At 38.4% G+C, this 22,732-nt stretch carries 19 protein-coding genes and 1 tRNA gene; 18 read left to right on the top strand and 2 right to left on the bottom strand.

Annotated elements, in window-relative coordinates:
• The 3 genes from EZY12_15090 to EZY12_15080 all read left to right on the top strand — a co-directional run bounded on the left by EZY12_15090 (window position 1) and on the right by EZY12_15080 (window position 1,814).
• Window positions 1-642 (top strand): Uma2 family endonuclease, encoded by a 642-nt coding sequence (locus EZY12_15090; protein ID QSX66158.1) that lies wholly within the window; start codon window positions 1-3, stop codon window positions 640-642.
• Window positions 643-666: 24 nt separating this feature from the next.
• On the top strand, window positions 667-1,227 hold the full coding sequence (locus EZY12_15085) for a Uma2 family endonuclease (protein ID QSX66157.1): 561 nt from the start codon (window positions 667-669) through the stop codon (window positions 1,225-1,227).
• A gap of 113 nt (window positions 1,228-1,340) precedes the next feature.
• On the top strand, window positions 1,341-1,814 hold the full coding sequence (locus tag EZY12_15080) for a DNA phosphorothioation-associated protein 4 (protein QSX70685.1): 474 nt from the start codon (window positions 1,341-1,343) through the stop codon (window positions 1,812-1,814).
• A gap of 8 nt (window positions 1,815-1,822) precedes the next feature.
• Here EZY12_15080 and EZY12_15075 read toward each other — a convergent pair whose 3' ends face one another.
• Entirely contained in the window at window positions 1,823-2,998 is a 1,176-nt protein-coding gene (locus tag EZY12_15075) for a DNA sulfur modification protein DndB (GenBank protein QSX66156.1), read from the bottom strand.
• Window positions 2,999-3,099: 101 nt separating this feature from the next.
• Window positions 3,100-4,701, bottom strand: coding sequence for a DGQHR domain-containing protein (locus tag EZY12_15070; GenBank protein QSX66155.1), 1,602 nt, complete (start codon window positions 4,699-4,701; stop codon window positions 3,100-3,102).
• Between the two features lie 175 nt (window positions 4,702-4,876).
• Here EZY12_15070 and dndC point away from each other — a divergent pair, with 175 nt between their 5' ends.
• From dndC to EZY12_14995, 15 genes are all read left to right on the top strand, one after another.
• On the top strand, window positions 4,877-6,493 hold the full coding sequence (gene dndC, locus EZY12_15065) for a DNA phosphorothioation system sulfurtransferase DndC (GenBank protein ID QSX66154.1): 1,617 nt from the start codon (window positions 4,877-4,879) through the stop codon (window positions 6,491-6,493).
• A gap of 111 nt (window positions 6,494-6,604) precedes the next feature.
• The gene (tnpA, locus tag EZY12_15060; protein ID QSX66153.1) at window positions 6,605-7,036 is read left to right on the top strand and encodes an IS200/IS605 family transposase; all 432 of its coding nucleotides are present in this window, start codon (window positions 6,605-6,607) and stop codon (window positions 7,034-7,036) included.
• A gap of 1,635 nt (window positions 7,037-8,671) precedes the next feature.
• On the top strand, window positions 8,672-10,660 hold the full coding sequence (gene dndD / locus EZY12_15055) for a DNA sulfur modification protein DndD (protein QSX70684.1): 1,989 nt from the start codon (window positions 8,672-8,674) through the stop codon (window positions 10,658-10,660).
• A 20-nt stretch (window positions 10,661-10,680) separates the two neighbouring features.
• A complete protein-coding gene (locus EZY12_15050; GenBank protein ID QSX66152.1) occupies window positions 10,681-11,043 on the top strand; it encodes a four helix bundle protein in 363 nt (120 codons plus the stop codon).
• Between the two features lie 115 nt (window positions 11,044-11,158).
• Window positions 11,159-11,554, top strand: coding sequence for a DNA sulfur modification protein DndE (dndE, locus tag EZY12_15045; GenBank protein ID QSX70683.1), 396 nt, complete (start codon window positions 11,159-11,161; stop codon window positions 11,552-11,554).
• Window positions 11,555-11,571: 17 nt separating this feature from the next.
• The gene (locus EZY12_15040; GenBank protein ID QSX66151.1) at window positions 11,572-12,861 is read left to right on the top strand and encodes an AmpG family muropeptide MFS transporter; all 1,290 of its coding nucleotides are present in this window, start codon (window positions 11,572-11,574) and stop codon (window positions 12,859-12,861) included.
• Window positions 12,846-13,247, top strand: coding sequence for an ABC transporter permease (locus tag EZY12_15035; GenBank protein ID QSX66150.1), 402 nt, complete (start codon window positions 12,846-12,848; stop codon window positions 13,245-13,247). Before EZY12_15040 ends, EZY12_15035 begins: the two co-directional genes overlap by 16 nt.
• A gap of 55 nt (window positions 13,248-13,302) precedes the next feature.
• On the top strand, window positions 13,303-13,440 hold the full coding sequence (locus EZY12_15030; protein QSX66149.1) for a hypothetical protein: 138 nt from the start codon (window positions 13,303-13,305) through the stop codon (window positions 13,438-13,440).
• A 257-nt stretch (window positions 13,441-13,697) separates the two neighbouring features.
• Window positions 13,698-14,105, top strand: a complete 408-nt coding sequence (locus EZY12_15025; protein QSX70682.1) for a GNAT family N-acetyltransferase — start codon at window positions 13,698-13,700, stop codon at window positions 14,103-14,105.
• 49 nt (window positions 14,106-14,154) lie between these two features.
• On the top strand, window positions 14,155-14,913 hold the full coding sequence (locus tag EZY12_15020; protein ID QSX66148.1) for a HEAT repeat domain-containing protein: 759 nt from the start codon (window positions 14,155-14,157) through the stop codon (window positions 14,911-14,913).
• Window positions 14,914-15,058: 145 nt separating this feature from the next.
• The gene (locus EZY12_15015) at window positions 15,059-15,520 is read left to right on the top strand and encodes a tRNA (cytidine(34)-2'-O)-methyltransferase (protein QSX66147.1); all 462 of its coding nucleotides are present in this window, start codon (window positions 15,059-15,061) and stop codon (window positions 15,518-15,520) included.
• Window positions 15,521-16,275: 755 nt separating this feature from the next.
• Window positions 16,276-18,627 carry a peptidoglycan DD-metalloendopeptidase family protein gene (locus EZY12_15010; GenBank protein ID QSX66146.1) on the top strand — a complete coding sequence of 784 codons (2,352 nt, stop codon included), beginning with the start codon at window positions 16,276-16,278 and terminating at the stop codon, window positions 18,625-18,627.
• A 128-nt stretch (window positions 18,628-18,755) separates the two neighbouring features.
• Window positions 18,756-18,829, top strand: a tRNA-Met gene (locus EZY12_15005).
• 863 nt (window positions 18,830-19,692) lie between these two features.
• Window positions 19,693-20,619 carry an undecaprenyl-diphosphate phosphatase gene (locus tag EZY12_15000; protein QSX66145.1) on the top strand — a complete coding sequence of 309 codons (927 nt, stop codon included), beginning with the start codon at window positions 19,693-19,695 and terminating at the stop codon, window positions 20,617-20,619.
• A gap of 529 nt (window positions 20,620-21,148) precedes the next feature.
• The gene (locus tag EZY12_14995) at window positions 21,149-22,474 is read left to right on the top strand and encodes a TIGR03279 family radical SAM protein (protein QSX66144.1); all 1,326 of its coding nucleotides are present in this window, start codon (window positions 21,149-21,151) and stop codon (window positions 22,472-22,474) included.
• Window positions 22,475-22,732: the final 258 nt, after the last annotated feature.

Below are 22,732 nucleotides of genomic sequence, written 5' to 3'. Positions count from 1 at the left end.
ATGGTTATTGCTAATTTACTAAATATCGTTACAGATACCTGGGTAAATGTCAGTTGGGATGAGTTTATGGAATTTGTTGATCATCCTAATTATCAACAGGGAAGATTTTATTATTATCAAGATTACATGAGGATAGAAATGTCACCAGTTGGTTCAATTCATGGAAACAATAATAATGTTGTTGCAAATGTTGTTAATCTGTATGCGACATTGAAAAACATTAAGATTAAAGGCTGGGTAAATACCAGTTTTCGCAGAACTAGTGAAAGTGAATGTCAACCTGATTTAGCTTTTTATATTGGTGAGAAAATAAAATTTCCCCCTTTGAATAATTCTCCTGTAAATATTAATGAGTTAGCAGCACCAACTTTAGTTGTAGAAATTGCTGCTTCTTCTATTAATGATGATTTGGGTTTTAAGCGGTTACTCTATGAACGTTTAGGGGTAAAGGAATATTGGGTAATGAATGCTAATAATGATGATATTATTGCTTTTGAAATAGTTGATGGTGGTAGTAGGAGAATTGAGGAATCAAAGGTGTTACCAGGTTTACAATTAGCTACTGTTAAGGAAGCTATTCACCGCAGTTTAACTCAAGATGATGGTGAGGTGAATCGTTGGTTGTTGGGAATTTTTAGTTAATTTATCAAAAAAGGAGAAAAAATCATGGTTGCTATTCCTGATAGAATTTATATGAGTCCTGAAGAGTTTTTGGAGTGGGAAGAACAGCAAGATATTAAACATGAATATATTAATGGTGAAGTTTTTGCTATGACTGGGGGAACTATCCCTCATACTACTATTGCTTTAAATTTGGCTGCTGGGTTAAAAAATCATTTGCGTGGGGGGAAATGTCGTCCTTTTATGGCAGATGCTAAAGTGGGTATATCGGGAAATGGTCCGTTTCATTATCCAGATGTCATGGTAAGTTGTGATCAACGGGATAAACAAGCGATTAAGTTTATTCAATTTCCTTGTTTAATTGTTGAGGTGCTTTCTCCAAGTACGGAAGCTTATGATAGGGGGGGAAAGTTTCAGCAATATAGAAGGATTGAAACTTTACAAGAATATGTTTTAATTAGTGCTGATAAAATTAGTTTAGATTGTTTTCGCTTAAACGAGAAGGGTTTATGGGAGTTACATCCTTTTGTTGAGGGTGATGAGGTACATTTAGTTAGTGTTGATTTTACGTTTCCTCTTTCTCTGGTTTATGAGGATGTTTTTTGATTTTTTGTTTCGCGCAGAGACGCTAAGAAGCAAAGACGCAAAGAAGAATGCCAAAATGTGATATTAGTAAGTTAGGTTTGGTTTATGATTTTAAAAATGTATATTTTATAATTATGGCGGAAACTGGTAGAATCAGGATTGCTAAGGATAAAGCTGAATTAGTAAAAAGTTTAACTTCTGCTGATGGGGGAACTGGTCCTTTTCAGACTTTCGCTGATGTGATTGTTTTTGCTGCTGCTTTGGGTGTAAAGTATAAAAAGCGTGTTCCTTTGGAGGAGATTTCTAAACGTGAACCTGCTCCAATTCGGTTAGAAGTTTTTGCTACAACTGGACATGATATTTTAATTAAATTATTGGGAATAAATGAAACTAAGGAAATTAAAATACTCTCTCTCAATGAGGAAGAATACGATATTCAACGTAACCATATTTTTGAAGAATATGCTAATGCTGGACTGGAAATATTACAAAATGAGTTACGTGGTGCAGTAGATTATTCTGAGCGAATTTTACTATTTCTCAGTTATGAAAGAACAAAGATAGAAAAAGAAGACGAGGAATTTGATCTAACAAAATTCCTGTCTTGACTATCAATTTATGTCCATTCTAGTGCAACTTTTACTGCTCTGACAGCATCTGCTACAGGATTTACTCTATTAACAATTTCATAATCAGAATTACCAGTTTTTCTGATTACATTATTTTCCCAAAGACTATTTCTCCGTGACCAGTCAAGTTCTGCTAGTTGAGCAACTCGCTGTTCATCAAAATAATTATTATCTTCATCATACGTGTAGTGCAACAATCTTCCCAATATTTCGATACCAACACTTACCCCCAATAAACAAGATTCCTGAAATGAACCTACTTGATGAACTGTAAGCTTGTCAATCGATGTTTCAGAAATTCCTTTTGTATCTTTACATTCTGAGAAAAATTTATTCAAGCAATCAGTTAAAGATTCAGATACTTTCTCAACGTTATAACCTTTAAGTTCATCGTTTGGATTATTTACAAAAACACAACTTACAAAACGTGCCAAAAAGTTAGTTGTATAAATCAACTTTTGCTTAGTAGATGCGCTTCTTCCAATTTTATTGGTTTTTTCATTAAACATTCTTACTTGTTGTATTAGGCTTTTAGTAATACCAACTCTACCTTCAAACTCGCCAAATGATAACAATAATGAATTATCTAGTTGTTTAGTTTGAGCCATATCTTTGAAGTCAGTTTGACACTGGCGTTGTTCTCCTTCTAAAATGAGAGTAATTGCAAACTGGTTATTATCAATTAAATGGCTATCACTACTAAAAATTAATTCATGAATTGCAGTTTTACGGTGTTGTCCATCAGTAATATCTAATTTAATACCATTAGGAATAACGACTATACAAAATCCGTTTCCTAATTCATGTATTTTAATATCCTGTTCATCAACATTGGCTGTAATTGTTCCTAAAACCCACGGTTTGTTAGCTTGAGCGCGTTCTATAACATAGTCCTTTATTTCTTTCGCATGACCCTTAACCTCTGGACGATTTTTACCCGAATCAGGATCATTCTTAGTAGAAGGTTTAGCTTGAAGAAGAGTGGGTAAATCTTTAGCGCGTACATTTATTTGCAACATTTTTCGCTGTCCCTGGTGAAAAATTAACCCTGGATAGCATGACTCTAGATAATGTTTAGAAAAAAGCGGTGCAAGAACGGTAATGAAATTAGCTTTGATATCAGATAGATTGCTATTGCTGTTAGCATCGTTTGTTTGAGACATATAAACCCTGTATACTTAGTTATGTTAATAAACATAATAAGCAACAGTGACATACTTGAACATCAGTGAAAACCACAGAGTGATATTATTCGCTAACTTGGCTAACTCAGTACAGATGGAAGTCCTACATCTTGCGGTTTGACCAACTTTCCATCAAAACCTATAGTTTGCTCTTCTATAGTCCTAGCATTAGCTAAAGCCTTACGTAAAGCAGGAACTTCCATTTTTTCAGTCATTCCTCCCAAAATGTAAATTAATAACTTCACAGCTAAATCTTTTCCTACTACCTGTACCCGCTTCTTATTGGGGTCATACAGAACCCCATACCATAAAGATTGAGGATATTCCATACCACTAAAACCTCCTTGACGGTCAAATTTCTCCAACTTCTTAAAAATATCCGTCAAAGCAAAACCTTTTTTAAATACCAAAGTTCCCAAAGCTTGCGCTAAAGCAACTTGAGAAACTGGACGAAATAACATATTTCCCTCACCTCCGTCTTTCTCAAAATGGAAGCGACGCAAAACAGTTGTATCTTCGTGTTCCAATATTTTATAACTGGGAAGATTCGCTAAATTATCAAAAAGTAGTCTAAAATCTGTAATTCCTTCCTGAATTTCTTCATTTTCTGGACGCATGGGAATTAACCCTTTTTCCAAAGGTTTCCAGTGGGGGAACTTTTGACCCAAATACCTTTGGGACATATCTTGTAAAGCTTGCAGCGTCGTCAAAACTGTAGAATTAGCGGCTACTGTGGCACTATTCCAATTAACACGCGGATTGCGATTGGGTTTTTGTTCTAAAAGTGGATGTGTAACTGCAATTTTTCGCGCTACAATAGCAAAACCATCATCTTCATTTAATTGGGCTAACTGACCCTTAGTTAAAGGTGCAGCCATTAAATTTACATGAACAAAAATTGATCTTACCCGTCGTTTTGCTTCTGTATGGGTTTCTCCAGTATTGACCGCACAAATAAATTCAATCCCAATTTTCTCTTGACGTAAATTTTGTAAATAAGCAGGTTCTACTTGATATTTATCAATTAAATCAGATAAAGTAATAAAACTTTCATCAGCAGTTTTATCCTTTTTATAACGTTGGAGTTTACCAGATTTAATTAACTCCATTAAACCCTGTACACCCATTAATCTATGCTGACCATCTAAAGCATAAATTGTCACATTTTCTTCAGAAATATTCAGTAAACCAACTTTACCATCTTTATCTAAGGGTATAAAATCAGTAGTCGCTTTTTTAGCCCGTCCTTGACTATTCCACTCCGCTGCTTTGGGGTTATCTACCCAAGGTTGATTAATTACTACCAACACAGCCGGAAATTTATGATTTTTTCTTGCTGCTAAATACTGTACTAACGGGGCTTGACGTGACCAATCAATAGGGCGTTGTTGGATTTCATCAATACTGTCAGCGTCAATTTCAATATTATCTGTCTCTGGGTTGTACTTTTTTTGCAGCAGGGGTAAACCAGACGCAAAATGTACCCGTCCCGCGAACCATTCCAATGTCACAGAACCTACATAAGCCTCAGTACCACCCATTTCGGTTTTTTGGACAAGAATTTGATCTTTCTTCTCTAAAAACCGCTCTAGCAGTAAAGCTAATACCTGTTTATCCTTATTTTCCCGTTCTAGATACTCGTTAGCGAGTTGATTATTTAGTGTGCTTGTACTATCATTCATATTGATTTTTGAAAACTTAGTGAATAACTCTTGCTTTATTGTCCAAAAAAATGGATACTAAGGATGCAATTTTTAAAAATATTTTGCACTCATAGCCAGGTTTTTTTATATACTAAATGATTTCCTCCGAAGGGAAGTATTGAGTTTCAGTCCATATATACGTAGGTAGGGAAAAATGACTACAGCACAACAACCAGAAAATAAAAATCAGCCGAATCGTACTGTACCAGAGTTAGTGGAGTATATCCAAGTTCTGTCTACAGAAATTCAAGAATTGTATTGTTTAGATGAGATACCTTGGGTAGTAGGCTATTCAGGTGGAAAAGACAGCACTGCTACTTTACAGCTTATATGGAGTGCAATTTCTGGACTTCCACCGGAAAAAAGAACTAAGCCAATTCATGTAATTACAACAGATACAGGGGTAGAAAATCCCTATGTTTCTACTTGGGTGCGTAGTTCTCATAAGCATATAGAATTAGCTGCTAAAGAGCAGAGAATGCCAATGCAACCCCATATATTAGAACCAGAAATTGCGGATACATACTGGGTAGGTTTAATTGGTAAAGGGTATCCTGCACCCCGTCAAAAGTTTCGTTGGTGTACTGGACGGTTGAAAATCAATCCATCTAATCGTTTTATTCGTGATGTTGTGAGAAGTAGCGGTGAAGCTATTGTAATCTTAGGTATTCGTAAAGCAGAAAGCCCTCGTCGCGCTGCCACAATGAAAAAATATGAAGAAAGACGAGTGCGCGATCGCCTTAGTCCTAATGCCAGCTTACCTAATTCACTTGTTTATAGTCCTATTGAAGATTGGCGAACTGATGAGGTTTGGGTATATTTAATGCAATGGGAAAATCCTTGGGGACATAGTAATAAAGATTTATTTACTATGTATAGAGAATCAACAGCAGATAATGAATGTCCTTTAGTTGTTGATACTTCTACTCCTAGTTGTGGTAGTTCTCGTTTTGGTTGCTGGGTTTGCACGCTTGTGGAACGTGATAAATCTTTGAACGCAATGATTCAAAATAATGATGAAAAAGAATGGTTACAACCAATAGTTGATTTTCGTCGAGAATTAGATATTGAAAATGACCGTGAAAAAAGAGATTTTCGGCGTTTACGGGGAGAAGTTCAATTATTTGAACGCAATATAGAGGGTGAAACATCTGTTGAACCTATACCCGGTCCATATACAAAATATTGGCGAGAATATTGGCTCAGAAAATTATTAACAGCGCAAAAAGAAATGCGTCAAAATGCGCCTGAAAATATGCGCGATATTACTCTGATTTCTCAAGCAGAATTGAGTGAAATTCGTCGAATATGGTTAGAAGAAAAACACGAATTTGATGATAGTGTCCCCCGCATATATGAAGAAGTCACAGAAGAAGTATTTAAAGATCCCCGTCCTGGTGCTGACCATAGCATACTTGGAAGTGATGAATGGGGAGTATTAGAAGAAATTTGTGACGGTGACGGAATGCACTTAGAATTAATGGCCAGACTATTAGATACAGAAAGGCAATTTAAGAAAAAAACTCGCCGTGTCGGTATCTACGACAGCCTAGAAAAATGCTTTGATACAAGTTCTCGTTCTCCAAAGCAAGCCATTGAAAATGCCCATTTAAAACGGGATTTACGACAAGCAGCATTAGAAGGTGACGTAGCTACAATTCGGGAAAAATTCAAGCAATTAAGTTTAGGAGATACGCCTGATAAGGAAGAGAGTAAAGTACCAAGTTGGGCTAATATCAAATATGCAAAAAAGGATGATAATGTGGAATAATGGGTGCTTAGAATAAGGGGCGGTTGGAAACCGCGTCTACACAAGCAAAACCCACTTTCGTGGGTTAATTACGGGTTAATGAAATATCAAATTTTACCAATTAGAAAATATATGAGGGCAAATTTTACACAATTGTATTTACATTATGTTTGGGCAACATGGGATAGATTGCCATTAATTATACCAGAAATTCAGCAATTAGTTTATGCAGCAATTATTAAAGAGTGTGAGGAATTAAAATGTACAGTTATTGCCATTGGGGGAATTGAGGATCATGTTCATCTTTTAACAGGATTTCCCACAACAGTTAGCGTATCCGAAGTTATCAAACAAGCAAAGGGTAGTTCTTCTCATTTTATTAATCACGAAATTAAACCCAAAGAATTTTTTAAATGGCAAGGAAGTTATGGTGCATTTACAGTTAGTTATGATGCTATAGATAATGTAGCTAATTACATTAGAAATCAACAAATACATCATCAAGAAAAATTACTTATTTCTACATGGGAAATGAACTTGGAAACAAAAACTCCTGGCGATTAGATTAGAAGAATTGGCGATTGGAAATCGCGTCTACACAAACAAAGTCCACCTTCGTGGACTAAGAAAAAATGAATAGATTTAACCCACGAAGGTGGGTTTCGCCTGTATAGACGCGGTTTATAACCGCCCGGTATGATTAACACAAACATCCCAAAAACCATGATCTTCCTAGAATTGGCGATTGGAAATCGCGTCTACACAAACAAAGTCCACCTTCGTGGACTAAGAAAAAATGAATAAATTTAACCCACGAAGGTGGGTTTCGCCTGTGTAGACGCGGTTTATAACCGCCCGGTATGATTAACACAAACACCCCCAAAACCATGATCTTCCTAGAATTGGCGATTGGAAATCGCGTCTACACAAACAAAGTCCACCTTCGTGGACTAAGAAAAAATGAATAAATTTAACCCACGAAGGTGGGTTTCGCCTGTATAGACGCGGTTTATAACCGCCCGGTATGATTAACACAAACATCCCCAAAACCATGATCTTCCTAGAATTGGCGATTGGAAATCGCGTCTACACAAACAAAGTCTACCTTCGTGGACTAAGAAAAAATGAATAAATTTAACCCACGAAGGTGGGTTTCGCCTGTATAGACGCGGTTTATAACCGCCCGGTATGATTAACACAAACATCCCCAAAACCATGATCTTCCTAGAATTGGCGATTGGAAATCGCGTCTACACAAACAAAGTCTACCTTCGTGGACTAAGAAAAAATGAATAAATTTAACCCACGAAGGTGGGTTTCGCCTGTATAGACGCGGTTTATAACCGCCCGGTATGATTAACACAAACATCCCCAAAACCATGATCTTCCTAGAATTGGCGATTGGAAATCACGTCTACACAAAAAAAGTCCACCTTCGTGGACTAAGAAAAAATGAATAAATTTAACCCACGAAGGTGGGTTTCGCCTGTGTAGACGCGGTTTATAACCGCCCGGTATGATTAACACAAACACCCCCAAAACCATGATCTTCCTAGAATTGGCGATTGGAAATCGCTTCTACACAAACAAAGTCCACCTTCGTGGACTAAGAAAAAATGAATAAATTTAACCCACGAAGGTGGGTTTCGCCTGTGTAGACGCGGTTTATAACCGCCCGGTATGATTAACACAAACACCCCCAAAACCATGATCTTCCTAGAATTGGCGATTGGAAATCGCTTCTACACAAACAAAGTCCACCTTCGTGGACTAAGAAAAAATGAATAAATTTAACCCACGAAGGTGGGTTTCGCCTGTATAGACGCGGTTTATAACCGCCCGGTATGATTAACACAAACATCCCCAAAACCATGATCTTCCTAGAATTGGCGATTGGAAATCACGTCTACACAAAAAAAGTCCACCTTCGTGGACTAAGAAAAAATGAATAAATTTAACCCACGAAGGTGGGTTTCGCCTGTATAGACGCGGTTTATAACCGCCCGGTATGATTAACACAAACATCCCCAAAACCATGATCTTCCTAGAATTGGCGATTGGAAATCGCGTCTACACAAACAAAGTCCACCTTCGTGGACTAAGAAAAAATGAATAAATTTAACCCACGAAGGTGGGTTTCGCCTGTGTAGACGCGGTTTATAACCGCCCGGTATGATTAACACAAACATCCCAAAAACCATGATCTTCCTAGAATTAGTCCTGCAAAACTTCGGTCCCTATGCTGGAAAACAAATCATCAACCTCAACCCGCAAATTGATGAAGATAACGCCCGGCCAATTATCCTTTTAGGAGGAATGAATGGCGGTGGAAAAACCACCCTTATGGATGCTATACGTCTGGCTTTATATGGACAACGCGCCCAATGTTCAACACGGGGAAATCTGAGTTATACAGATTTTTTAAATCAATGTGTAAATAGTAAAGCTACCCCCACAGAAAAAACTCGCATCGAATTAGTTTTTGAACATATCGAAGATGATAAACCGATTAGATATCGGGTTGTGCGGACTTGGGAAAAAAATCCCAAAGATGGTAAAGATCATTTAGGAATATTAGGAGATGATGAAACATGGCCAATTGATTCATTAGTAAATATCTGGGATGAATATATAGAAAATATCTTACCTTTAGGTATTTCTAATTTATTTCTCTTTGACGGTGAACAAGTTAAAGAACTTGCAGAACAGGAAATACCACCACCAATAGTTGTGGATGCTATTAACGGACTTTTAGGTTTAGAATTAGCAGATAAATTAGCAATTGATTTAGAGATTTTAGTAAATCGCAAAAAACGGGAATTTGCAGATAACAAAGATTTAGCAAAATTAGAAGAAATTGAAACCCGAATTAATGAAAAACAGCAAGAATACGAAAATAAGCAAGAAAAACTCAAAGCCCTCAATCTTGAAGTTACAGAATTAGAAAAAATTCATGAAGAAGCTTTAGATAGATTTGTAAATGAAGGTGGTAAAATTGCGGCTGAACGTAGCCAATTAGAAAACCAAAAGGAAGAGAAAATTAAAATTGCTAATAACGTCCGTGAATCCTTATGTGAACTAGCCGCTGATGTTTTACCTTTGGCGTTAATTAGTCCTTTATTATCTCAAGTCCAAAGACAGGGAGAACAAGAACTGAAAACTCAACAAATCCAATTAGCCAAAGATGTCTTAATTGCTAGAGATGAAAGATTACTAAATTGGCTACAACAATTAAATCTAGAAACTAATAAAGTTACTAATATTCAATCTTTTTTAGCTGAAGATATCAATAACTTATATACCAATAATTTATCAACAAAAAATAATTGGTTAAATGGAGATGAAGAAAGTTTAAGTTTAGTTGACAATATCACCTATCGGTTGCAAATTTCCCAAAATACTGCCCAAAAGCAATTAGATGAATTAAATAATTATGAAGAAGAAATCCTCACCTTAGAAAGACAAGTGCAAACTGCGGCTGCACCCGAAGAATATACAAAACTACAAAAAGCAGTAAAACAGGCACAAACTGAAGTTAATAAAATTCAATCTCAGTCAGATATAATGAGTCAAAAACTGATAGAATTAGACACAGAAACTAAAAAATTGAGACAAGAATTAAATGAATATGCTGTAGAAAATCTTAAATATCAAAATAGTGAACACATTATTGATTCGGCGTTAAAAGTTCAACAAACATTAAAATTGTTTCGAGAAAGATTAACTCTGAGAAAACTGAATAAATTAGAAGAAGAAGTAAAAAACTGTTTCTTGTATTTATTACATAAATCAGACCTAGTACATCGCATTGCTATTGATGCTAAAACCTTTGGCTTATCATTATATGATTTAAACGGAAAACAAGTCCCCAAACATCGGCTTTCTGCTGGTGAAAAACAACTATTAGCGATCGCATTTTTGTGGGGACTAGCCAAAGTATCAGGAAGACGCTTACCAGTCGCCATAGACACCCCCTTAGGAAGACTAGACTCCTCCCACCGTCACAACCTAGTAGAGAGGTATTTCCCCTCAGCCAGCCATCAAGTTATCCTCCTTTCCACCGACACCGAAATTGGTCTACAAGAATATCAAAACCTGCAAGAAACCGAAGCCATAGCCCGTGAATACCTCCTCGAATACAACTCCAACAAAAGAGAAACCACAATAAAACCCGGTTATTTTTGGTAATTGGTAATTGGTAATTGGTAATGGGAAGACCGGATTTTGAAGAGTTGCAAGTTTATAAATTGTCAGAAAAATTAGCAAATGAAATTTGGAAAATAGTTATGACATGGGATAATTTTGCTAAAGATACAATTGGTAAGCAGATTGTCCGTTCAGCAGATAGCATCGGAGCAAATATAGCAGAAGGGAGAGGACGTTATAACTTTCAAGATAATAAACGCTTTATTAAAATAGCTAGAGGTTCTCTAAATGAAACAATTCATTGGTTGCGGCTTGCTTATGCCCGTAAATTATTAACAGTTGAACAAGTAAATATTCTCAAACCGATAATTAATGAACTTCCCGCGAAGTTAAATGCTTATTTAAATTCAATTGGTAATAACTAATACCAATTACCAATTACCAATTACCAATTACCAATTACCAATTACCAATTACCAATTACCCATTACCAATTACCCATTACCAATTACCAATTACCAATTACCAATTACCAAAATCATGGAATCACCAATAGAAAGAATTAAACTGTCCCAAACAGCCAAAGAACAACTACTCAAACTCAAACGCAGCACCAAAATAGACCAATGGAACATACTATGCAGGTGGGCGTTTTGTCGTTCCCTCGCAGAACCCGCAGCGCCTTCACCCGTACCTATCCCCCAAGACAGTAACGTAGAGATGACATGGCGGGTTTTTGGGGGAGAAATATCCGATATTTTGCTTTTAGCTCTCAAACAAAGATGCTACAACGACGGCTTCGATACAGATAGAGAAACCTTAATTACCCAATTTCGTTTACACTTACATCGCGGTATTGGCTACCTAGCAGGAGATCAGAATATTAAGAAAATTGAAGACTTAATTGAACTAACCACAAATAAAGTAAGATCCTGATTTTGCAATTACAAAAAATGAATCCAGTCAAATCCCTACTGCGCGTTTTCGGTAGCCAGAAAATGGCGGCTCTGATCTTACTCGGTTTTTCATCAGGATTGCCCTTGTTTTTGACCAGCAAGACCTTACAAGCGTGGATGACGGTTGAAAAAGTAGATTTAACCGCCATTGGCTTATTTAGCCTAGTAGGTGTGCCATATTCCTTGAAATTTCTCTGGTCGCCGCTGTTAGACTGGTTTACCTTGCCATTTTTAGGGAGAAGACGGGGTTGGTTAATTACCCTGCAAATTGGGTTACTCATAGCGATCGCCTGTATGTCCTTACAGCAACCCAAACAAGCCCTGCAATTCCTAGCCATCAACGCCGTAGTTATTGCCTTCCTCAGTGCCACCCAAGACATCGCCGCTGATGCTTACCGGACGGACGTTCTCAACCCACTAGAAATGGGCGCAGGTGCAGCAGTATTTGTCCTCGGTTATCGGATTGCCCTCCTCCTCACAGGTTCATTAGCCCTGATTCTTGCCGATAGAATAGCTTGGTCATCAGTATATTTATTACTATCATTAGGCATGGGAATCGGTATTATTGCCACCCTCTTGGCACCAGAACCAAAAGAAATCAGTCCACCAGACTCCTTAAGGGCAGCCGTAATCTTACCCTTTAGGGAATTTATCGAACGTCAAGGAGTATTTCACGCCATACTCACCCTGTTGTTTATCGTCCTCTATAAACTCGGTGATTCCTTTGTTAACAATATGTCTACGCCGTTTTTACTGCAAACGGGCTTTACACAAACTGATATTGGCGCACTTCAAGGCGGAATGGGACTAATTGCCACAATAGTTGGCACATTGGCAGGTGGCGCAATTTTGAGTAAAATTGGACTGAATCGTTCACTTTGGGTATTTGGTGCTTTACAAGCAGTCAGCAATCTAGCTTATCTTGTTCTGGCACAAGTTGGTAAAAATTATCAAGTTCTCGTACTGACAATTAATATAGAAAACTTTTGTGCTGGGTTAGGAACAGCCGCCTTCGTTGCCTTTTTGATGAATATGTGTAATCAGCGTTATTCCGCAACTCAGTATGCTTTACTTTCTAGTTTTATGGCCGTCAGTCGTGATATTCTAGTTGCGCCAGCAGGTTCTTTAGCAAAAAGTACGGGTTGGCCGTTATTTTTCATTATTAGTATTTTTGCTGCTGTACCGGGACTTCTCCTGTTACCATTGTTTGCTCCCTGGAATCCCAAAGCATTAGCAGCCACCAGACCAGGACTAAAAGAAGAAGAAGATATATGGGAACGCAAGTAGTTATTCTTGTTGGTACATTTGTTCTGATAGTCACGGGTCTATTACTGGGCTATGTACTTTCACAATTAGTTCTGCAAAATCTGGCTTTTAATTTCCTCACACTCCTGGGAACAATTAGCCTGATTCTAATTTTTGGTACACTTTATTACGTCCTATTTTGGCAACTGCGCCGTGAACCTCTTCAGGCACTCAAACCCAGTATACCCAACCAAGTAGACGAAGAAGTAACTGGCAACTACCTAAAAAACCGCTTAATCGCTAGATTATCTGGAGACGTGGCTGCGGCTGAAAGACTAATTGACCAAGCTAAACAAAACGTTCCGGGAATGCCAGAAAATTGGTACTGTGAAAAAGTTTTAAATGAGTTAGACCAAGATCAGCAATAATATTAAAACAGTTCGCTAGAATCAATGTTGTTGCTATTTATTCATAATTAACAATATGGCTATTTTTCGTCAATATATCGCTCCTTTCCTGGCACTGTTGATATTTACCCTGGCTTTAGTAGCCGTCAGCGCCCGCATCTTTTTACCCTCCGATATGGCAGCCCCTGCCCCTATTGGGATGATAATTAAGTAGTCACCGAGTCAGGAGTCACCGAGTCAGGAGTCACCGAGTCAGGAGTCACCGAGTCAGGAGTCAGGAGTTAATGAACCACGAAGGAGCGAAGGACACGAAGGAAGAAAGAAGAAGGAAGAAGGAAGAAGGAAGAGTTCGTTTTTACTTTCTTTTATGCAAGCCTTAAGTAATTGGGGAATAAGTTTATTTTGAATTTACTGCTAGGCTATTCTATTGGTCAAGGTTCAACTCTAGATAAAGCTCTCTTGGTCAAGTTCATGCAGCGGACTTACCAAGAACAATTCCCTGATCAAAACTTTTCCCACTTAGCCCATACAGTTGAGCAATATTTTTCCCGTGATACTCCTATTTGGTGGGTATATGAAGACCAGGGAATAGGTAATCAGATGGGATCACCCGTTCCCATAGCTTGTCTCTGGGTGGGAAATGCTATAGATCAGGTAAGTGGCGATCGCCATCCCCATATCTTTCTCCTGTATGTTATCCCAACACATCGCCGACAGGGTATAGGTCAAGCCTTGATGCAATACTTAGAAAATTGGGCTAAACAACAAGGCGCTCGTCAAATTGGACTACAAGTATTTCTATCTAACACATCCGCATTAAATCTTTACCATCAACTCGGTTATCAAGAACAATCCCTTTGGATGGTAAAATCACTTTAATTAGGGAACAGGTGAAAGGGAACAGGGAACAGGGGTTACAGTAAAAATTATGTACGACGAATACGAACTAAGCCTACTCGATGCCGAAGCGGAGCTAGAAAGCCCCCTAGACCAACTAGAACCACTTACTGCTGAGTCAGAAGTGGCAAAACCTGATCCGGAATTAATGCTGGTACTTTTAGAAAATCCCCAGCCCCAACAACGGATGTTAGCAGCGCGTGCTTTTTGTGATATTCAAGATGAACGGGCAACAGCCCATCTGATCCATTTGCTCACAGATAATTGTCCCCTGGTTCGAGTTAGTGCTGCTTATGGTATCGGTCGCAATCCCTCCCAGGAAGCCGTAGAACCATTAATTATGCAACTCAACCGCGATTTTAATGGTTATGTTCGTAAAGGTGTCGTGTGGGCTTTGGGTAATTGCCGCGATCGCCGTTCCTTACCACCCCTCACAGATGCCCTCAGAACCGATATCCCCGCCGTTCGTCTCTGGGCTGCGAGCGCCCTAGCACAGATGACAGTAGTAGGTTATGAAGCCATTGTTGGCGCGATGCCTGCCCTGATAGAAGCTTTAGTGAAAGATCCCATAGCTGGCGTACGCAGTAACTCTGCTTGGACAATCGGCCAACTTTGTAAAGAACTACCTTCTAATGTTGTCTATGCTACAGCCATAGATGCATTAATTCAAGCTTTTGCTGAGGACAAAGATTTAGGTGTGAGAGCAGATACTAAAGCCTCGCTCTTGGGGGTAGGAGATCCTCGCGGCTTGCAATTAATCGAAACTCTCGAACAGGACGGATGGTTTTAGAAAAAATCACTCTCTGAAATAATTTAAAAAAATAATCCATAGGAAATACTTCGTACATATTAAAAAAAACTATCTATCGCCTCTGCATTTTGGTAGATTTTTAGAGAGCAAGAATTTCTCTAATATACAATTTAGATTTAAAAAGATGCCCCAGATAGTTTTAGTCAACCCACAAATTCCTCCTAATACGGGCAATATTGCCCGGACTTGTGCCGCTACAGGCACGGAATTACATTTGGTAGGTCCGTTAGGATTTGAAATTAGCGATCGCTATCTAAAACGAGCTGGGTTAGATTATTGGCCTTACGTTAAATTCCATTATCATGAATCCATAGAAACATTTCAAAATGTACATAAACAACGTGGGGGTAGACGCTTAGGTTTTAGTGTTCGTGGTGATTTTAACTACATTAATTTTCAGTTTCAAGCGGATGATTGGCTGTACTTTGGCAGTGAAACAGAAGGTTTACCAGATTCTATTCTCTCCACTTGTGACTCCACCTTGTATATTCCCATGTATGAACCTGGTGTGAGGAGCTTGAACCTATCAGTCAGCGTGGCCGTAGGTTTATTTGAATGTCGTCGTCAGTTAGGATATTTACAATAACTCATATTCACCAATCAAAATTTGGGATTAAGTGTGATAGAAACATATTTACCAGATCAATCACGCCGAAATCTGTTAGAATAATGTTGTATAACATACTCCAGCCGAGAGGTGTATAATGGTAAATACTGACAAGCCCCTTTAAAGTAACATAAGAAATTTGTATAGATATTTTCAGGGTGATCTCAAGACCAAGGATAGAGTTTAGTTAATTCTGGGCTAATGAGTTCAAAAAGATAAAATTACCCAAAACCTTTACTCTCAATGATTTGGATAACTTTGTATTCAGAAACACAACAAAAACAAGAAAAAAATTGCAGGTATTGTATACGGTTGTGTTTTAGGGAAGAATAAACGTAAAGTCTACTATTGATAAAACGGATTTAGTCAAAAGATCTTGAAAATGTCGATAGCGGGATCATTGCTTTTGCATAAATTGTAGAAGCTCATGAACTAATAGAGACAATAGACCTAGCCAAGTTATGATATTTGTTTAGTTCTGTGCTTTGCCACAGAAATGAGTCAAGAGTGAAAATTTTGGGGTTGTGAGGAGTGACTTAGACAAGAACACAGAAAAACTTTAGGGTTTAGTAAGGTGTAGAACTTGTTTAAATCAGAGAAGCACGTTAATCTTGCGTAAGTGTCTCTGGTGAATGTGATCTTGATATGTGGTTTGATATCAGATCAATCATGAATTAATATCCAACTTAAAAATCAAGATCAGTTGAACGCTAGTGATCATTAGGAGGTCGTCTTTGAAACGAGCATTAAAAAAAAGAGAGAAGGCTGTGTTGAACAATACCCCCAGCAACGATGATGCCCCGGTAGAGCAAACAAATTATGAGATCAATCCCAAAATGACCCGCCGGGCGCGGACTCATCGGGCAGCGATGATTGGCTTGGCAATATCAATGGGAGCAACCAGCCTTTTGGTGACTCGACAAAGCGATCAAGCCCAAGCAGCCGCTCCTGTTGGCAGTCAAAAAGCAGCTTCAACAATGTCGGCTGCTTCCGAGACTGAGATGAAATTTGCCACCACTAAACTGGAATCCCATACCGTCTCATCAGCAGGGGCGTTTGCTAATTCCGGTATATTGGAACCAACAGTAGTTTCACAAGTGCCTGGGCTTGAAGCTAAATGGCAAATTGCAACCAACAACATAGCCGTTGAAGGCACTGCATCCAACGTAATTTCCCCAGCCAAAACCGCCGACAATAATTCTGTCTCCTCACAACTATCACAGGGAGTGAGCGATCGCCCAGTTCAGGCGACATTACCAACGGGTAACCAACTACCTGAGACAGCAACACAGTTGTCTAAAGTGGAAGAGGTTACTGGCAGTACCCAAAATTTGCCAGCAGGGGAGTTAGCCAACGGTAATGTTGATGCCCAACTAAAAGCACAACAAGAATTTGCTTTAAACCGCTTACAGGAAAAGTCAAGCCGGTTAAGAAATAGTTTGGCTCAGTTACGCTCTGAACAAACCCAATATTCATTAAAAACTGGGATTAAGGCAGCACAGCCAACCACTGTAGCAAATAAATCCGTACCAGAACAATCTGAGAATTTGACTGATTCTCACCAATCAGAACTTATTTCTCAGTTGAAACAGAACAAAGAAACAAGTGCGACGATACAGCAAGTACCCATACCTGCATCAGCCTCAACAAAAGTTGTCGCTCAATTGTCTCCCTCAACATATCAAGTTAAGCCTGGAGACACCTTAGCAGAAATCGCTAACAACTACGGTACTTCAGTTTCTGAGCTAGTTAGAGTTAATAGTCTGAGCGATCCTAATCAACTGCAAATTAATCAACGGTTAATTATTCCTCCGGATAAGGTATTAGAAACTTCTAGCAGAGTAGATAATTCTTCTTTAAATACTCCTAGTTTTAACCCTAGATCATTTGTCGCTAACAATACTAGTATTTCAGTTCCTTCTGCAATAGTAACCCAGCAGCAAGAACAGATTGAAACTCCTGCTGTTGATAGTGTAACTATCCCAGTGCCAGTAGCGACAGGGGAGCAAGAACGGAATAATTATCCTAGTATCGCTAACCGGATTAATGTTCCTGCGCCCATAGCGACGGATAACCAAGGGCAGACTACTATTCCTATTGTTATTCCCAAAGCCTTACCTACTCCCAGTGACTCTTATGGCTTAGGTGGTGATGCTCCATTACCAAGAACTTTTTCCCAAAAGCAGGGGTCACAAAAACCCGTGCAAAAAGTATCTAAAGCCAAAGGTAATGAACGTATCCGCAGCTTGCAGGCAGAAATTGAGAGATTACGTTATAAATACCGCGCTCAACAAGCTGGTATAGCTGTTACAGGTTATGAAAACAATAGTCAATCTGTTGCTGTTGAATCATCCAGTAATTCCGTAGCATCTCAAGCAAATGCCATCCAGATTGCTATACCTCAAGCAATATTGCCAAGTTACAGCAATCAACTGCCTAAGACTCTAGTAACAGCATCTGCTCCTACCAACGAGCCAATTAACCCAGAATTCCTGCCTGGTAAAACTGGTGCTAGATGGAATTCTCCTCGCAATTCATCTGGGATTAAGTTAACAGTGCCTCCTGCTCGTGCCAATGCGTCTGACTCTTTAGGAAAATTGCGAGGAACTTCTGTTTCTCCTGCTTTACCACCTATAGCAGCAGTGGATATACACTTGCCTCGAAGCACTGAAGATAATCCTAGTTTCCCATCTAATTCTGCTGCCACAGGCTATATTTGGCCAGCTAAGGGAGTTCTTACCTCTGGTTATGGCTGGCGCTGGGGCAAAATGCACAGAGGGATTGATATTGCTAACTCAACTGGCACACCCATTTATGCTTCATCTGCTGGTGTAGTTGAGAAGGCTGGCTGGAATAGCGGTGGTTACGGCAACGTTGTAGATATCCGCCATGATGATGGCAGCTTGACTCGCTATGGACACAACAGCCGAGTTTTGGTGCAACCTGGTCAACGAGTGACACAAGGTCAGACAATTGCGGCTATGGGCAGCACTGGTTTCAGCACTGGACCTCACAGCCATTTTGAGGTTCATCCGTCTGGGAAGAGTGCTGTTAACCCTATCGCTTTCTTACCCCCTCGTCTGTAATTCCTAATTTTCTAATTAATTGAGGGAGGTATACTCCCTCTTTTTATTTTTGAGGCAAAAATTTGTAAATTGATAGTTGTCAGATGCAAATTTGTATGCTATCTTAATATAAGTTGATAAAACAACGTGGCTCAGTAGCTCAGTTGGTTAGAGTACGGGACTCATAAGCCTGGGGTCGTCAGTTCAAATCTGACCTGAGCCATTTTCAAAATATTCCTATATCAGGGTTTCAGCCCTTAGGAACGTGGATTTATTAACTTACAATTCTTGATAACGACCGTCTAACCTAATGTTAAATTACATCCATCAAGATTTGCACTTTATTTAATCCTCATTCCTTAGTAATTAAAAGTTATAGAGGGCTGGATATTTGTTTCTACACCCTTTTGACTATTTGTCTGAATCAGGATAACCAGGATTTGAGGATTTACAGGATTTTGGTTTAAAGTCTGACGTTTTGAATATTGATTTGATGATTAATTCTATCAAGTGTGAGAGTTAATACAGAATTAACAAAAAATCAGCCATCAAAAATCCCTACATCATAGGAATTTTTAAATCGAAAAAAATTCTTAACTCAAACTAACATCCTGTAAATCCTTAAATCGGTGGACATCCTGATTCAGATTTATTAGTTGAAAATATTACTACAGCGGTTTTTGCTCTTATGAGGTACATCTTAGCCCCCTCCCCGCAAGCGGGGAGGGGGTTGGAGGTGGGGTTCTTGTACCTCATAACATCGGGAAGTGCTGTATATATGTGCGGACAGATTTCCATTCGTAACATAAGTATAAATTAAAAATCGCGTCTTGTCAAGTCTTAATTTTCAGAATCAGGATATCCACCGATTTAAGGATTTACAGGGTGATGCTGAGGACTTACGCAAAATCTCTTTGAAACCTTCTTTACTTCGTGTTCTTCGTTCCTTCGTGGTTTGTTCCTTTTTGTTGAGTTTTGCTGTTCCTTATCTATAAGTTCCATAATATTTGCCTAACCAGACTGACCATGATTAAATAAAGTTGGATAATTTGCTAGAATTACGCATTGATCTTGGGAGTTTATTTGATGACAATTATCTTAGACCTAAGTAGTATAAATTTACTATCATCACAACTGCTACAGGTAGGAGTATCCAGCACAACAGTTAGTAATCAAGTTGATTTGATTCCTGGAGTGATACAAGCGTTTATTTTAGGGATTGTCCAGGGAATTACAGAGTTTTTACCAATTAGTAGTACCGCACATTTATTAATTGTAACAAAGATATTTGGTTGGAAAGAACTGGGGGATAAAGATTTTGTTGATGCTATTCAATTTGGTAGTGTAGTTGCCATTTTGTGGTATTTTTGGGCTGTAATTTCCAGTTTAGTTAAAGGTGCAATTAAAGCTTTTAAAACTAAAGACTGGGAAAGTGAGGACTGGAAAATTGTTGTGGGAATTGGTTTTGGGACAATTCCAGCTTTAACTATTGGTTTTTTGTTGAAAGATGTTATTCCAGAAAGTTCGTTAATTATTGCAATAATGTCCGTTATTATGGCAATATTATTAGGTTTAGCCGAAAAATTGGGAACTAGAAAACGAGGTTTTAATGCTTTGGAAATTAAGGATGGTATTTTGGTAGGATTAGGACAAACTTTAGCTTTAGTTCCTGGGGTTTCTCGTTCTGGTTCAACCTTAACTACTGGCTTATTTTTAGGTTTAGAAAGAGAAGCAGCAGCAAGATTTTCATTTTTGTTAGGGTTTCCCACTTTGACAATTGCGACTTTATATAAAAGTTTGAAAATCTTCAAGCTGTTTCAAGCTGGAGAATTACCTGATAATATTCTGATCTTGTTAATTGTTGGCATCATTTCTACCTTTATTTTTTCTTATTTATCAATTGCCTTTTTACTCAAATACTTGCAAACCAAAAACACCTTTGTTTTCGTTTGGTATAGATTAGCTTTTGGTATTTCTATATTATTAGCGATCGCCGCAGGTTGGCAAGGATAATTCTGATAGAATATTCCTTGTATTTATGGACTGAGATATTAAATTTTAGGTTATCTTTAATTAACTTCTGTCTAAAATTTATGCTCTCTATTCCTTAGAGGTTGTTTGAAAAGTCTCTCATAGTGGATCAAGAACTCTCAGATCTCCCCTAACCCCCCTGACAGGTGTAGGTTTTTTACAATTGGGTGAGGACAGGACTTGGAAGACAAGGCAGACAAGGTGACAAGGGAGGAAAACCGGACAAGAAATGGATGATTGGTCATAAAACAAACCATAAATTGGGTATTTTATGGATAAAATCTTCCTTGTCTACTATCCCTCCTTGTCTTCCTGGTCTTGCCTTTACAGAGAATATTAAAAACCTACACCTGTCAGCCCTAACCCCCCCCTTATCAAGGGGGGAATAAATAGATCAAAGTCCCCCTTTTTAAGGGGGATTTAGGGGATCTACAGGTATTGGATACAACCCAAGCTATCAAACATCCTCTTAGCAACTGACAACTGACAACTGACTAATGACAACTGACTAATGACTACCATTCAACCTGCTAAAATTACTAAAGTGCTTCCTGACTCAATTGCGGCTGAAATTGGCTTTGCAGCCGGTGATGCGATTGTGGCTATTAACGGCACAAAACCCCGTGATTTAATTGATTATCAGTTTTTATGTGCTGATGAAATTCTGGAATTAGAAGTTTTAGATACCACTGGAAAAACCCATCATGTAGAAATTGAAAAAGATGATGATGAGGATTTAGGACTGGAATTTGATACAGCTTTATTTGATGGTTTAATTCAGTGTAATAACCGTTGTCCCTTTTGCTTTATTGATCAACAACCACCGGGAAAACGGACTAGTTTATATTTAAAAGATGATGATTATCGCCTAAGTTTTTTATATGGTTCTTATTTAACTCTCACGAATTTAACAGCCAAAGAATGGCAAAGAATTGAACAAATGCGGTTATCACCTTTGTATGTTTCTGTCCATTCTACAGAAGCAGATGTGAGAATTAGACTATTAAAGAATAATCGAGGTGGGGAAATATTATCACAGATTAAATGGTTTCAAGAACGCAGATTACAAATTCATGCTCAAGTTGTTGTTTGTCCTGGTATAAATGATGGGGAACATCTGGAAAGGACATTACAGGATTTAACATCTTTTCATGCTGGAGAATTACCAACAGTAGCATCAGTAGCAGTTGTTCCTGTGGGTTTGACGCGGTTTCGTCCTCAAGAAGATGAGTTGATTCCTGTGACAAAAGAAAAGGCACAAGAGGTAATTTCTCAAGTTAAATTACTTTGTCAGCAATTTAGGAAAAAATTTGGTTCTAGTGGAGTATGGTTAGCTGACGAATGGTTTTTAATTGCTGGGGAAGAATTACCCACAGAAGCTGAATATGAAGAATATCCACAAATTGATAATGGTGTGGGTTCAATTCGGTTATTTATCAAACAGTTTACCGAAATTGCCAGAGAAATATTACCACCAAAAATTACCAATCAACGTAGATTAACCTGGGTTGTTGGTAATGCAGTGGAAACAGCATTTCAACCCCTGGTACAACAGTTAAATAATGTCCAAGGTTTAGAAGTGAATATGCGGGCTTTATGTAGTGATTATTGGGGACAAAGTATCAGTGTTACTGGGTTATTAACCGGACATGATTTACTTTTGAACTTAAAAGGTCAAGATTTAGGAGAGGGAATTTTATTACCTAGTGTCATGCTTAAGCATGGAGAATTGGTATTTCTCGATGATATGACAGTAGAGGAAATATCTCAAGAATTAAATGTCAGTATTTTCCCTGTAGCGGGAGTTGAAGAATTAATCAATACTTGTCTTGAATAGGATTGATAATTTACAAAATTCTTGCCTATTCTCTAACTAATGACTAATATAGCGTTTCTTTTGTTGAGTGAGATACAAGAACCCCACCCCCAACCCCCTCCCCGCAAGCACTGCTACGGTGTACACACATCTCTAGACAGGATGCTAAACGTTATCCGATCCCCCTAAATCCCCCTTAAAAAGGGGGACTTTGAAGAATTTAGCCCCCCTTTTTAAGCTATCCATTACCGGGATCTTTCTTAACATTCGATAAGAGCG

Origin of the sequence: Dolichospermum sp. DET69 (genome assembly GCA_017355425.1) — a bacterium.
Lineage (GTDB): Bacteria > Cyanobacteriota > Cyanobacteriia > Cyanobacteriales > Nostocaceae > Dolichospermum.
Note: the sequence above shows the minus strand (reverse complement) of the source record. Positions and strands in the feature narration are given on the sequence as shown.

Excerpts from the sequence above, each read along its gene's own strand:
- EZY12_15040 (QSX66151.1), top strand. The coding sequence starts at position 11,572 with ATGAATCCAGTCAAATCCCTACTGCGCGTTTTCGGTAGCCAGAAAATG.
- EZY12_15070 (QSX66155.1), bottom strand. The coding sequence starts at position 4,701 with ATGAATGATAGTACAAGCACACTAAATAATCAACTCGCTAACGAGTAT.
- dndD (QSX70684.1), top strand. The coding sequence starts at position 8,672 with ATGATCTTCCTAGAATTAGTCCTGCAAAACTTCGGTCCCTATGCTGGA.
- EZY12_15090 (QSX66158.1), top strand. The coding sequence starts at position 1 with ATGGTTATTGCTAATTTACTAAATATCGTTACAGATACCTGGGTAAAT.
- tnpA (QSX66153.1), top strand. The coding sequence starts at position 6,605 with ATGAGGGCAAATTTTACACAATTGTATTTACATTATGTTTGGGCAACA.
- EZY12_15050 (QSX66152.1), top strand. The coding sequence starts at position 10,681 with ATGGGAAGACCGGATTTTGAAGAGTTGCAAGTTTATAAATTGTCAGAA.
- EZY12_15000 (QSX66145.1), top strand. The coding sequence starts at position 19,693 with ATGACAATTATCTTAGACCTAAGTAGTATAAATTTACTATCATCACAA.
- EZY12_15075 (QSX66156.1), bottom strand. The coding sequence starts at position 2,998 with ATGTCTCAAACAAACGATGCTAACAGCAATAGCAATCTATCTGATATC.
- EZY12_14995 (QSX66144.1), top strand. The coding sequence starts at position 21,149 with ATGACTACCATTCAACCTGCTAAAATTACTAAAGTGCTTCCTGACTCA.
- dndE (QSX70683.1), top strand. The coding sequence starts at position 11,159 with ATGGAATCACCAATAGAAAGAATTAAACTGTCCCAAACAGCCAAAGAA.
- EZY12_15085 (QSX66157.1), top strand. The coding sequence starts at position 667 with ATGGTTGCTATTCCTGATAGAATTTATATGAGTCCTGAAGAGTTTTTG.
- EZY12_15015 (QSX66147.1), top strand. The coding sequence starts at position 15,059 with ATGCCCCAGATAGTTTTAGTCAACCCACAAATTCCTCCTAATACGGGC.
- dndC (QSX66154.1), top strand. The coding sequence starts at position 4,877 with ATGACTACAGCACAACAACCAGAAAATAAAAATCAGCCGAATCGTACT.
- EZY12_15025 (QSX70682.1), top strand. The coding sequence starts at position 13,698 with ATGCAGCGGACTTACCAAGAACAATTCCCTGATCAAAACTTTTCCCAC.
- EZY12_15030 (QSX66149.1), top strand. The coding sequence starts at position 13,303 with ATGGCTATTTTTCGTCAATATATCGCTCCTTTCCTGGCACTGTTGATA.
- EZY12_15020 (QSX66148.1), top strand. The coding sequence starts at position 14,155 with ATGTACGACGAATACGAACTAAGCCTACTCGATGCCGAAGCGGAGCTA.
- EZY12_15035 (QSX66150.1), top strand. The coding sequence starts at position 12,846 with ATGGGAACGCAAGTAGTTATTCTTGTTGGTACATTTGTTCTGATAGTC.
- EZY12_15080 (QSX70685.1), top strand. The coding sequence starts at position 1,341 with ATGGCGGAAACTGGTAGAATCAGGATTGCTAAGGATAAAGCTGAATTA.